The organism is Natrinema gari JCM 14663 (genome assembly GCF_000337175.1).
GTDB classification, from domain to species: Archaea; Halobacteriota; Halobacteria; order Halobacteriales; family Natrialbaceae; genus Natrinema; species Natrinema gari.
Genome location: NZ_AOIJ01000049.1, coordinates 71,156 through 83,868, shown reverse-complemented (window position 1 = coordinate 83,868; position 12,713 = coordinate 71,156). Strand labels below are relative to the sequence as shown.

General features: G+C 63.5%; 12 protein-coding genes and 1 pseudogene. 1 reads left to right on the top strand and 12 read right to left on the bottom strand.

Features of this window, described 5'->3' with window-relative positions; all coding sequences use genetic code 11:
• Nucleotide 1: 1 nt before the first annotated feature.
• The 12 genes and pseudogenes from C486_RS09145 to ahaH form a co-directional block, all read right to left on the bottom strand.
• Nucleotides 2-925, bottom strand: a complete 924-nt coding sequence (locus C486_RS09145; protein ID WP_008455404.1) for an ABC transporter permease — start codon at nt 923-925, stop codon at nt 2-4.
• A gap of 6 nt (nt 926-931) precedes the next feature.
• Nucleotides 932-2,077 (bottom strand): extracellular solute-binding protein, encoded by a 1,146-nt coding sequence (locus C486_RS09140; protein ID WP_008455402.1) that lies wholly within the window; start codon nt 2,075-2,077, stop codon nt 932-934.
• Between the two features lie 557 nt (nt 2,078-2,634).
• Complete coding sequence (locus tag C486_RS09130) at nt 2,635-3,153, bottom strand: hypothetical protein (protein WP_008455399.1); 519 nt, start codon at nt 3,151-3,153, stop codon at nt 2,635-2,637.
• 293 nt (nt 3,154-3,446) lie between these two features.
• Nucleotides 3,447-3,701: pseudogene (locus tag C486_RS20165) on the bottom strand (hypothetical protein); the annotation flags it as partial.
• Nucleotides 3,671-5,083: an ATP synthase subunit B gene (locus tag C486_RS09125; RefSeq protein ID WP_008455397.1), complete on the bottom strand. Its 1,413-nt coding sequence runs from the start codon at nt 5,081-5,083 to the stop codon at nt 3,671-3,673. The gene C486_RS09125 and the pseudogene C486_RS20165, both read right to left, overlap by 31 nt.
• 2 nt (nt 5,084-5,085) lie before the next feature.
• Nucleotides 5,086-6,849, bottom strand: coding sequence for an ATP synthase subunit A (locus C486_RS09120; RefSeq protein ID WP_008455395.1), 1,764 nt, complete (start codon nt 6,847-6,849; stop codon nt 5,086-5,088).
• 3 nt (nt 6,850-6,852) lie between these two features.
• A complete protein-coding gene (locus C486_RS09115) occupies nt 6,853-7,185 on the bottom strand; it encodes a V-type ATP synthase subunit F (protein ID WP_008455393.1) in 333 nt (110 codons plus the stop codon).
• Nucleotides 7,182-8,234 (bottom strand): V-type ATP synthase subunit C, encoded by a 1,053-nt coding sequence (locus C486_RS09110; RefSeq protein ID WP_008455392.1) that lies wholly within the window; start codon nt 8,232-8,234, stop codon nt 7,182-7,184. Before C486_RS09110 ends, C486_RS09115 begins: the two co-directional genes overlap by 4 nt.
• Nucleotides 8,231-8,812: a V-type ATP synthase subunit E gene (locus C486_RS09105; protein ID WP_008455390.1), complete on the bottom strand. Its 582-nt coding sequence runs from the start codon at nt 8,810-8,812 to the stop codon at nt 8,231-8,233. The genes C486_RS09110 and C486_RS09105 overlap by 4 nt, the downstream gene beginning before the upstream one ends.
• A gap of 26 nt (nt 8,813-8,838) precedes the next feature.
• The gene (locus C486_RS09100; protein WP_008455388.1) at nt 8,839-9,120 is read right to left on the bottom strand and encodes a hypothetical protein; all 282 of its coding nucleotides are present in this window, start codon (nt 9,118-9,120) and stop codon (nt 8,839-8,841) included.
• A 227-nt stretch (nt 9,121-9,347) separates the two neighbouring features.
• Entirely contained in the window at nt 9,348-11,558 is a 2,211-nt protein-coding gene (locus tag C486_RS09095; protein WP_008455386.1) for a V-type ATP synthase subunit I, read from the bottom strand.
• A gap of 40 nt (nt 11,559-11,598) precedes the next feature.
• Entirely contained in the window at nt 11,599-11,931 is a 333-nt protein-coding gene (gene ahaH, locus C486_RS09090) for an ATP synthase archaeal subunit H (protein WP_008455384.1), read from the bottom strand.
• Nucleotides 11,932-12,089: 158 nt separating this feature from the next.
• Here ahaH and C486_RS09085 point away from each other — a divergent pair, with 158 nt between their 5' ends.
• Nucleotides 12,090-12,713 (top strand): methyltransferase domain-containing protein, encoded by a 624-nt coding sequence (locus tag C486_RS09085; RefSeq protein WP_008455382.1) that lies wholly within the window; start codon nt 12,090-12,092, stop codon nt 12,711-12,713.

Sequence of the window (12,713 nt, the reverse complement as noted above, 5' to 3'; positions counted from 1 at the left end):
CTCAGATCTCCACCGCGTCATTGTCGACGAACCGCAGCCCGACGAACGTGAACGCGACGATGAAGGCCACGTAGACCAGCCCGATCGCGGCCGCGACGTCCGGGCTGTACGAGCCGACGCTCGTCTCCTCGTGTATCTGGAGCGTGACTACTCGATGACTTTGCAGGATCAACACGGTCCCGAAGATCGCGAGCCCGGAGCGGAACGTGAGAATCACGGCGGCGACGATTCCCGGACGGATCTCGGGAAGCGTAACGTGATAGAACGTCTGCCACCGGCTCGCACCGAGCGTGTGCGCTGCCTCTTCGGCCTGCGTGTTGATCTCCGCGTAGGTCCCGCGCAACACCATGGTCGCCCGCGGGAGCAACGAGTAGACGTACCCGAGAAAGAGACCGGTGATCGCGGTCGCGCTCGCGAGGTCGAGCGGTGCCCCACCCGTCGCGACGGCGACCGCGTTCGTCACCAGCCCCTGCCGCCCCAGCAAGACGACGATCAGGTACGCGACAATGATCCCCGGCAGTGCGATCGGGAACGACACCGCCGCGACGACGACTCGCTTCGCCGGCAGGTCGTACTTCTCGAGGACGTGTGCGACGGCGACGCCGAGCGCGACGCTGACTGCCGTCGCCAGCCCGACGAACCACAGCGTGTTCCAGGCGACCCGCCGGTACGTCGGGGTCGTCGCGAGCGTCTCCCAGGCCTCGAGCGACCAGCCTGCCATCCAGATCGTATCCTCCGCGAGGCTGATCCGGACGAGCATCGCCAGCGGGACGAATCCAGCCACGATCGCGAGCGCGAAGAAGGGGAGACAGAGGACCGCGATCCGTCGGCGTTCGCGCTCGCGTTCGGTCGTCGGACGGGCGGTCGTCGACGCGAGCGCCGCGAGGTGACGGACCGACGCCGTCGCTGATTTCCGGACCGACATCCGCGATCACTGGGCTCCCTGCAGCGGCGTTCGGTCGACGAGTTCCTCCTGAATGTCAGTCTGGTTCTCGACGAGGGTCTGCTGGTCGACAGTGAATCCGGCAGCTTCGTAGGACGATTGGTCCGGGAACGCGTCGGGCTGGTCGAGTTCGCTCGCCCGAATCGGACGGACGTAGGCGTCGAAGAACAACGACTGGCACTCCTCGGTCAGAACGTAGTCCATGAACAGCTTCGCCGCCTCGGGGTTGGGCGCGTTCCGCAGGAGGGCGTAGCCGTAGGGGACGTTCATCGCGCCCGGTTCGCCCTCGGGCCCCTCGAGGATCGCGACCTCGATCTGGTCCTCGTCGAACTCGTCGTTGTTGTACTTGAGATTGAGGCCGGTGTAGTCGTACTCGACGACGGTCGAAATCTCGCCGGCGGTCATCGGCCCCTCGACGTTGCGCCGGAAGTCCGCGCCATGCTCGGCGATCACCTCGTGGTACTCGATGACCGGATCGAGGTCGTCTAGGTCGCCGCCGTAGGCCCGGTTAACCGATAGCGCGGAGGCCTGTCCGTTGGCGGTGTGGGGCGGGGTGAACGCGAGGTCCTGTGCGATGTCGGGGTGTTTCAGGTCCTCCCACGTTTCGGGGGCGTCCAGTCCCCGCTCCTCGTAGACATCGGCCCGGTAGGTCACCGCAGTCGTCATCTGTCGGGTCGCGGTCACGTGGCCGTTGTCGGTCTTCAGATCGTCGGGAACGACGTCCCAGTTGGCCGGCTTGTAGTCGCTCGTCAGCCCGTCGTTCATCGCCTCGAGGCCGAACGAGTAGCCGCCGTTGTACGCCGAATGGGTCGGGTTTCGGGCGTTCGCGCGCATGTCCTCGAGGGCTTCGCCGGAGGAGCCCTGCGCGTCGTACAGCGGGAGGTCGTATTCGTCCTCGAACGCTTCCATGACGGCTCCCCAGTTCGACCAGCCGGTCTGAACGCAGTAGATCTGTAGTTCGTCGGGGAACGCTGAGGAGTCGACCTCGGTTTCGTAGTCGCCGTGACCGACGGTGAACGTCTGCCCACCGCTCCCGCCGGTGAAATCGCTCAGACAGCCCGCCATCGTGGCGGTCCCGGCGGCGGCCCCACTCGAAAGCACTGCGCGTCGTGTCGTCCCTGTCGACTCGGACATACCCGAGCATCCGCCAAAACGTACTAATCCGTTGCTATGTTTGGAATGCTGACCTATATAGGTGGCCGTAGCGACACGAAGCAGTTGGGTTCGGTCCCTACCCCCCGCCGGCCGCGAGCGTCATCCCTGTCCGACCATCCGCTCTTTATCATCCCACTCGCCCTGGCGAAGTTTGTACTTCTGGACCTTATCGGTCGCGATCGTCGGCAGGTCGTGATCAGTGGCCCGGTCTCGGTCGCCCCGTAGACGTGTTTGAGGTACCAGCCGAACTCGTCCTTGACGGTCCAGATGGTCGCAGTGGTGGTTCCGCCGTGTAAGTACCGAGCGGAAAAGCGGTGATGGGATTTACCGAACTGTCGCCCGCTCGCACGATGTTCGCAGCGTCGAGCACCGGGTGGGTCTGGAGTACCACGAACCCGATCCGACCTTTGCGGAGAGTTCGAGCAGCACGAATGCCCGGTCTCCCAGTTCTGGGAAGGATATCGAGTCCTTCGGTCCCGACGAACCACACGACCTGGTACGCGATCCACGACACGAGCAGCATATCGTGTCCTGGCTCACTGGGTCACGGTCACCGTGCCAATCGACGTAGTCCCACCTCCCTTTGAGGAACCGTCGACGGCGATTCTGCCCGCCAGTTCGTGCTCACCCGGTTCCTCGAAGGTGTAACTGAACTCGTACTCCGGGCCGCTGGCATGTTGACAGTCTGTCTCACTGTCGACTCTCCCGTCGCGAGTTTCTACCGCTTCGCCGTCGACCAGGAGTGTGGCAGTGAATGCCGTCCCAGCACCGAACGTTGCAATGCTGAATCTCACCGTGACATCCTCGCCGACCGACACTGTCTTCGGCTCGAACTCGGGCCGCCAAACCTTGACACTTGGTGCATCCAGATAGTGAGACACGGTGAGTTGCGCCGACGCAAGGATCTCCCTCTCTGGGCCACGAATCCGTACACGTTTGTCGCCGGGACTGGGAATCGTCCGGACTTGTCCTGTCCCCTCGCCGAAACCGACCGACCACCGACCGTGATTGGTCTCGAAGGGAACTTCCTCGATGGTCTCGTCCTCGTCGACCATTTCGAGGATCAGTTCTTCGTTGCAGTCCCCTGCTTGTCCCTCGACACTCCCTGACCGAAGTGGACCGGCACCACACCCGAAGTCCACGGAGACGGACGCTCGGGTAATCTCAACAGCATCGCAAACTCGAGATTGTGACGAGTCAGCATCGCTAGCTCGAGTTTGTGACGAGTTCGAGAGACAGCCAGCAGAAAGCAGGAGGGCCGAGCCTGTAACTGTCGTGAGTAAATCACGTCGTTCCATCAAAAAATTAATTCCTGCAAGAATACATAAGCTTTCTGCCGAGACGGGTCAACAACGTATTCACGGTCGAATGCGTCGTCTTCCTCGAGCGGTTCGGACGCCCGAAAGCCGTTGGTCTAGACGATCAGCGACTCGTCTGTGGTTTTCGCCGGACGCAGGCATCGCTTTCCAGTTCCGCGATCAGCGAGAATGAACACGGGTGGTCTGTCACCGTTGTACGACAACAGTATCAACGATCCCCGATGGAAGATCGATCCCAGTAAACCTGAGCCGATCAGTCCGCCTGCACGGCTTCGGCGTCCTCTTCGCGGTAGTGCTCCGCGATGAGTTCCTCGTCGATCCGATTGAGTTCCGTCTTCGGCAGGTCCGAGAGGAGATCCCAGCCGAGCTCGAGCGTGTCCTCGATCGAGCGGTTGGTGTCGTATCCCTGTTGGACGAACTCCGCCTCGAAGCGGTCGGCGAAGTCGAGGAACTTGTTGTCTCGCTCGGAGAGGGCCTCGCGACCGACGATGTTCACGAGGTCGCGCAGGTCCTCACCCTCCGCGTAGGCGGCGTACATCTGGTCGGAGACGTCGCCGTGGTCTTCGCGGGTCAGGCCTTCGCCGATCCCGTCGTCCATCAGCCGCGAGAGGCTGGGCAGGACGTTAACCGGCGGCTCGATTCCCTGACTGTTGAGGTCCCGATCCATCATGATCTGGCCCTCGGTAATGTAGCCGGTCAGGTCCGGAATCGGGTGCGTGTCGTCGTCGCCGGGCATCGTCAGGATCGGGATCTGCGTGACCGACCCCTCCTTGCCCTCGATTCGACCGGCCCGCTCGTAGAGTTGGGCCAGGTCGGTGTACATGTACCCGGGGTAGCCACGACGGCCCGGGACCTCCTCGCGTGCGGCACCGATCTCGCGCAGCGCCTCACAGTAGTTGGTCATGTCCGTCAGGATGACCAACACGTGGTAGTCCTTCTCGAAGGCCAGGTACTCCGCGGTCGTAAGCGCGAGTCGCGGCGTGACCTGCCGCTCGACTGCCGGGTCGTCCGCGAGGTTCATGAAGACGACCGAGCGCTCGAGCGCGCCGGTGCGCTCGAAGTCGTCCATGAACTCGTTTGCCTCTTCTGCGGTGATCCCCATCGCACCGAAGATGACGGCGAACTCCGAGCCCTCGTCGTCGTCGCCTTCCTCTTCTTCCGGCACGGTCGCCTGCCGGGCGATCTGGAGCGCGAGTTCGTTGTGGGGCAGCCCCGAGCCGGAGAAGATCGGCAGCTTCTGGCCCCGGACCAGCGTGTTCATGCCGTCGATGGCGGAGACGCCGGTCTGGATGAACTCCTCGGGGTACTCCCGGGAGTAGGGGTTGATCGCCTCGCCGACGATGTTGTGCCGTTCTTCGGGGACGATCTCCGGACCGCCGTCGATCGGGTTCCCGGAGCCGTCGAGCACCCGCCCGAGCAGATCCTCGGTGACGGGCATCTTCATCGTCTCGCCCAGGAAGCGAACGGAGGCGTTGCGGTCGATTCCGCCCGTGCCTTCGAACACCTGAATCGAGACGATCCCTTCGCTCGATTCCAGCACCTGGCCGCGGAGCGTTCGCCCGTCCTCGGTCTCGATCTCGACGATTTCGTCGTAACCGACCGGCTCGTCGACCTCGGCGAACACCAGCGGACCGCTGATTTCCGTGATAGTCTGGTACTCTTTCATCGTTAGTACAGTGCTCGTAGTTGTTCTTTGAGGTCGTTCTCGATCTCGTCGATGAACTCGTCCCACTCCTCGGCCGTGCCCATCCGGTTGAGCTGTGGCGCAGCGTCGACGTCCGTGATCTCTTCGGGTGGTACACCGGCCTCAAGCGCCTCGAAGGCCTCGTCGTTGAACGTCTTGATCGCGCCGAGCATCCGGTATGTCTTCTCGGGTTCGCAGTAGGTGTCGACGTCGTGGAGCGCGTTCTGCTGGAGCCACGCCTCACGCAGGTAACGAGCGACCTCGAGCGTGAGTTGCTGGTCTTCCGGCAGCGCGTCCTTCCCGACGAGCTGGACAATCTCCTGAAGCTCGTCCTCTTCGTCTAATACGTCGACCGCCCACTGGCGGGTCTCCGCCCAGTCGCCGGCGACGTTGCTCTCCCACCACGGGTCGAGCTGGTCCTTGTACAGCGAGTAGGACTCGTTCCAATTGATCGATGGGAAGTGTCGACGCTCCGCGAGGTCGGCGTCCAGCGCCCAGAACGTCTTGACGATACGCAGCGTGTTCTGGGTGACCGGCTCGGAGAAGTCACCGCCCGGTGGCGAGACCGCTCCGACGACCGAAATCGAGCCTTCGCCACCGTTGATCAGCTGGAACTTGCCGGCGCGCTCGTAGAACTCCGAGAGCGCAGCGGCCAGGTACGCGGGGTACCCCTCTTCGCCGGGCATCTCCTCGAGTCGGCTCGAGATCTCCCGCATGGCCTCTGCCCACCGGGAGGTGGAGTCGGCCATCAGCGCGACGTCGTAGCCCATGTCGCGGTAGTACTCCGCGATCGTGATGCCCGTGTAGATACAGGACTCGCGGGCCGCGACGGGCATGTTCGACGTGTTGGCGATGAGGCAGGTCCGGGCCATCAGCGGATTCCCGGTCTGTGGGTCCGGCAGTTCCGGGAAGTCCTCGATGACCTCCGTCATCTCGTTACCACGCTCGCCACAGCCGATGTAGACGACGATGTCCGCGTCGGACCACTTGGCGAGTTGCTGCTGAGTGACGGTCTTCCCGGAACCGAAGGGGCCGGGAATCGCCGCCGTCCCGCCCTTCGCGAGCGGGAAGAGACCGTCCTGAACGCGCTGGCCCGTCACCAGCGGCTCGGTCGGCGTCTCCTTGTCACCGGCGGGGCGGGCCTCTCGGACCGGCCACTCCTGGTGCATCTGGATCTCCTCGCCGCTCGAGAGTTCGGCGACCGTCTCCTCGACGGTGAACTCGCCGCTCTCGATCGACGTGACTTCACCGCCCTCGTAGTCCGGCGGCACCATGACCTTGTGGTCGATGGTGACGGTCTCTTCGACGACACCGACGGCATCGCCGGGTTCGACCGCGTCACCTTCCTCGACGGTAGGTTCGAACTCCCACTCCTTCTCGAGGTCGATCCCGGGGGCGTCGACCCCGCGGTCGAGGAACGCCGTCCCCATCTTGTCCTCGAGGACGTCGAGCGGGCGCTGGACGCCGTCGTAGATGGAGTCCATCATGCCCGGTCCGAGGTCGACGCTCAGGGGCTCGCCCGTGTTCTGGACGGGTTCGCCCGGGCCGACGCCGGAGGTTTCCTCGTAGACCTGAATCGTGGTCAGGTTCCCTTCGATCTCGATGACCTCGCCCATCAGTCCTTCGTCGCCGACGTAGACGACGTCGTTCATCCGGGCGTCGAGGTCCGTGGCGGTCACGACCGGACCGCTCACGCTTTCGATTACACCGTCTTCGTCGACGGATTCGATGTCTTCTGCCTGGCTCATAGTTTAGCTCTCTTCGTCCTCGTCCATCAGGTCGATACCGATCGCGCGTTTGATCTGGTCGCGCAGTCCGCCGCCACCGGTGCCGCTCCCGATCGTGACGACGACCGGCTCGACGCTCGTCTCGACCTCCTGGCGGACCGACCGCGACAGGTACTCGAGGTCGTCGTCGTGCATGACGACGATGCCGACGCCCTCGTCCTCGAGGGCCGTCGTCGCTGCCTCGTCCAGCCGCTCGTCTTTCTCGTCGTCCGGGACGTTCTCGAACCGTCGCACTCCCGCGAGGCGGAAGCCGGTGGTGAACTCCGGACTGCCGACGACTGCGATTTCCTGGCTCATAGGATCACCAGCTCTTCTTCGATCTCGTTTTCGTCGAGTCCGACCTCGCGACCCCGCGCGATCGCGCGGATGTTCTCGACCTCGCGCTCTTTGGCGAGGACGAACGACAGAACGGGCGAGATCGAGGTCGGATACACGCTCGAGAGCGTGTCGGCGTACTCGAGCAACGCAGCGTCTAGTGCGTGCTCGAACTGGATAAGGCTGTCAGCATCGCGCAGCCGATCCAGCGCTTCCGAGAGGCGGTCGCCGTAGCGTTTGTTCTCGGCGATATGGTCGACGAGCGCGTCGTAATCGCCGACCAAGCGGTTCAGGTCCGACTCGTCGAACAAGACGCCGCCGTCGATGTAGTAGGCGGCGGGGTCGAGATCGGCCCCGCTCCGTGCGAGGCGCAACGCGTTCCGCGCGTTCAGGAAGTCGATCTCGGCCTCGAGGAACTCGACGTACTTCGCTTCCGGCCCCTCTCGGGGTCGGCCGAGGTCCTCGAGCAAGTTCTCGTAGAACGCACGATCGAGCGCGTTCTCGAGGGGAACGAGCGCGCCGCTCTCTTCGAACGCCTCGTAGGCGTCTTCGAGCTGCTCGGCGAAGATCGTCCCGTCGAGGATCTCGATGACGTCCTCGATCGAATCGACTTCGATCAGCCGGTCGATCGTCCCGTCGTCGAGTTCGCCGGCCCGAATGAGATCCGTACTGATCTCCTCGGGGTCGGAATCCGTATAGATTCCGCGGACGATCGTCTTCAGGTTCCAGACGTCAAATTTCCGGAGGTACCGAACGATGCGGTCGTAGAGTTGCCCTTCGGACCACTCGAGGAGGTCATCGAAGTGCTTCGCGAGGTTGCGGTTCAGCGCGTACTCGATCAGGTCGACGCCGGAAAACCGCGTTCCGAGCGCGTTGATCTCCTGTTCGTACTCCGTTTCCTCCATGAACCGCGCGATCTCGCTCGGCCCCATCCGGATCAGCTTGCGGTAGTCCTCGTCGGACAACATCGCCGCTCGACGCGAGCGAACGCGAGCGTTCACGTACTCCGGATTCGAGGCTCCCGTACTCATTGCTCGAAGAGTCGGTTACTGATCTCCTGAAGGTTGTCTTCCCAGACGTCCTCGAGCACCGAATCGAAGGTGTTGTTGACGCGGACGCGAGAGGCCTCGCTCTCGACGACGACGCCGCCGAGACAGTCGTAGTCACCGGCGTATTCGTAGCCGTCGTAGTCGGCGAGGATCGATTCGAGCAACTCCGCGTCGTCGGACCGGCCGTAGACGGCGACGTCGTCGCTCTCATCGAACTCGACCGTCGCCGCCTCGAGCAGGTCGTGGGTAAGCTCCTCGCGGGTGTCACCCTCGAGGGCGGCGAGTTCGTCCTCGACCGCTTCTCGGACTTCCGTGAGGACGTCGCGGCGTGCCTCCAGGCGCTGCTGTTTCGCCTCCAGTTTCGCACTGGAGAGTCGCTGTTCGCGCAACTGCTCGATCTCGCGGTCGACGTCGGCTTCGGCGTCGGCGACGATCTCGTCTGCGTCTTCCTGGGCGGCCGATTCGATCTCTTCGGCGCGCGTTTCGCCCTCAGCGCGGATGTCCTCCGCACGCGCGTGAGCCTCTTCTCGAATGTCCTCAACGACTGTATCCAAACTCATTGTAAGAAAGTTCGAAGGGGGACGCTTTAAGGTCCGACGAAGAGCGCGACCAGTGCGAAGATCACGAGCGTCTCAGGAAGGACCGTCAACAGGATCCCGATACCCGGCGAGATGGAGTCCTCGGCGAGCGCGCCGACGACCGATGCACCGATCGCTCGCTCCGCATACCCCGCACCGATGGCCGCCAGACCGATACCCAGCGCCGCCGCCGCACCTCGCTCGATCATGGGACCGCCGTTACCGGCCGGAGCGGCGGTCTCCTGTAGCGCAACCGCGTTTTCTGCGAAACTGTTCAGCGCGAGTGCCATTTCGGGTAGAGCTTCGATTGTCATGTTGAGTTTTCCTCGTGGTTTTGCAACCGGACAGGTGGTACTACTCCCCAGCGTGTTCTTAAAACTTCCCAAACCAAACTGCCGATTTCCCCGTTATAACCCTCGATACTTGCCATCCAGGGGTATTATCCTTTCGATACGGGCGGGAAAATACGAGTCGAACTAGCACGAAATTCGGTCGCCGAGACGGGAGCCGACGAGGGTTACTCCTCGTCGTCGGATCGAATCCCGCCGAAGGGTTCGAACTTCCGGCCACCACCCTCGTAGAACCGGTTGAAGAACTCGACGTACTCGAGGCGGATTCCCTGGAGCCCGGCGCTCGTGATGCCGAGCAGCAAGACGACAACGTGGCCGATCACGAGAACGACCACGCCGATGACTGCCATCAGGATGCCGCCGTGAAGCAGGCCGCTGAACATGACCTCGGTCACTTCGTGACCGTGGTAGGTCCCCTGCTCGAGCATGTGCTGGGGCGCGTGGCTGGTACCGAAGTGCCACTCCGCGCCGTGATCGGTCTCGACGACGTACACCCCGAAGAACAGCATGTTGACGACGAACGCCATGCCTGCCTTCGCGAGGATGACCGCGGCGATCCGCAGGTACGAGAGTACGTCACCGAAGACGTTGAAGCTCTCGAGGCCGCCGATGATGATGCCGAGCGCGCCGTAGTGTCTGACCTCGCCGTAGACCATCGTCGTGAACCCGATCAGCATGAGCGGCAGTGCGACGAACTGCCCGATTTCCGCGGGGAAGCCGGTGAACCCGAGCTCGAGCGCCGCCTCGGAACCGGACCCGAACACTTCGAACAGGAAGTTCGGCTTCGCAGCTCCAAGGTGGCGACTGAAGATCCACGTCCAGAGCCCGATCATGAGCAGTGCCCACGAGCCGTTCTCGAAGTAGGCGTCTCCGACGCCGTGGTCGAGATCGTTAACGAAGCCGAAGACGTACCCGAGGGTGAGATGGGCCAGTCCGAGGAAGACGCTCACCAGCAGCCACGTCTGGCTGAACTGCGAGAACGCGGGCTGGATCCCCTTACGCAGCGGCGGGCCGTGGCTAAACAGGAGCTCGCCGAGAACGTGTAGTCCGAATATTTCCCCGTAGAGGACGCCGAACAGCATCGTGAACCCGCCGGCCCACATGCCGATCGCACCCAGACTTCGGATGATGTCCTCGTCGAACCGGCTGTACAGGAAGAAGCCGGCGGCCGTGTAGAGCATCCCGTATCCGAGATCACCCAGCATGAAGCCGTAGAACGCCGGGAACGTCAACAGCAAGACGACGGTCGGATCGAGTTCGCTGTACTTCGGCCGATCGATCAGCCGGAGCAGGAACTCGAACGGTTTCGCCGGACCGGTGTTGTCCTGAATGACCGGCGGTTCGTCGACCATCGTCACGACGTCGCCGCTGGCCGCGGTCGTCCCGCCGTCGGCGATCGCCTCCTGCGTTGCGGCCTCGCGTTCTTCCTCCTCGGTCGTCTCCTCGGCACCGCCGGAGCCGCCGTGGTCGACGTCTTCCGTCCGCGTCGGATACCCCTCGTCGTTGTAGTCGGCGCGGACGAGTTCTTCGACCTCGACACTGTCGCCGACCGCATCGTTCAGTGTCGCGACGAGCCGGTCGTACTCCTCGGTCGGGAGCCAGCCCTCCGCGACGAACGCGTGGTCGGTCGTCGCGAACTGCAGCGGCGCTTCCGCCTGCTGAACCTCGATCGTCAGCTCTTCTTCGGCACGCAGGAGGAAGCCGGCCTCCTCCTGCTTGATCTCCTCGAGGTCCGCATCGATATCGTCGAGTTGGGACTCGAGGTCGCGCTTTCGACGCTCGAGGTCGGCGACGTAATCGTCGGGACTTTGGTCAGTATCGGGCACCTCGTAGCGGGTGAACTCGACGCCGACCAGGGCGTCGTCGATCGGAGTCTCGCCGGCGCTTTCGGCGGGCGCGGCGACGATCGCCACGACGTTGCCGCCGGTAAACGTCTCGAACGCCCGAACGTCGTCGGACGCGCTAACGGCCGCCTCGACGGCCTCGAGCGAGCCCTCGCCGACGAGGACGTCGACCGACTCGTAGCCCGACAGCAGGTCGATGTCGATGCCGAGCTCCGCGAACGGAGCCACGCGATCGATCCGATCGTCGACCTGCCGCAGTTCGTCGTTGATCTCCGCGCGCCGGTCATCGAGTTCGTTGATCCGCGTGCGGATCTCCTCGAGTCGCGCCTCCCAGCCCTCCTCGAGGGTCCCCGGTTCGGCCTCGTCGGCCGAGAGATCGAGGGTGCTCTCGAGGGCGCGGACGGTGATCAGCTTCTCGGAGGCGTCGTCGGCACCCGCCATCGGGTCGCCGTTGTCGAACGCCTCCCAAGAGCCGTCGTAGTCCGACAGATGCACCAGGCTCAGCTCGTGAACCGTCTCGATGACCGTGGGCATAACGCCCCTGGAGCCGGTCACCGAGACCTTGCTCATTCGCTCAGGTCTGAGCATGAACGTCCTCCTGGAACAGTTCGACGACGTAGTCGGTGACGTCGTCGGCCCGTTGCCGGGCGCGCTCGGCGAGCTCCTCACGCTCCTGTTCGCCTTCTTCGAGGACCTGCTCGCAGTCCGCGTCGATCTCCTCGCGAGCTTCCTCCAGGCGGCGCTCCCGCAACTCCTGGGCCTCCTGTTCCGCTTCCGTGCGAATCTCCTCGGCGCGTTCCCGGGCCTCGGCTATTCGCTCGTCGCGGTCGTTTTCTGCCAATGCGACGATCTCGTCGGCCTCCTCTTCCGCCGACTTAATTCGTTCGAGAACCTCTGGCCTCGGCATACTCTAAGCAGTCGGACGTTTGCCAGAGCGCGTATATGGTAGTTGCGAAAGTGCCTCAGCGCGATTCGCCCTCGGTCGGTCGGTAATTCGTCCTTACTCCCCCGTTCGGCCCGCCGAGAACAGCAGACATATGCCGATCGGATCGAAACGCTTCAGTAATGGGACTTCTCGAGAACAAGGCCCGTGCTCGACTGTTCTACAAGTACCTCTCACGGGTCTACGACCAGGTGAATCCTTTCATCTGGACCGAAGAAATGCGTACCGAGGCCCTCTCCCTGCTCGAGATCGAGGACGACATGACGGTCCTCGATGTCGGCTCCGGGACCGGGTTCGCGACCGAGGGGTTACTCGAGCACGTCGACGAGGTGTACGCCCTCGATCAGAGCGAGCATCAGCTCGAACAGGCCTACGAGAAGTTCGGGAAACGCGCCCCGCCGGTCCAGTTCCACCGCGGCGACGCCGAACGACTCCCGTTCGCGACGGACACGTTTGATATCGTCTGGTCGTCCGGGTCGATAGAGTACTGGCCCAACCCGATCCTCGCGCTCCGCGAGTTCCGCCGCGTTCTCAAACCCGGCGGCCAGGTGCTCGTCGTCGGCCCGAACTATCCCGACAACGTCGTCAGCCAACTGCTCGCCGACTCGATCATGCTCTTCTACGACGAGTACGAGGCCGATCGGATGTTCAAAGCCGCCGGCTTCGAGGACGTGAAACACGCGTTCATGGGACCGTCCTACGATCCCGAGGTCGCGATCACGACGATCGGACGCGCGCCGGAATAA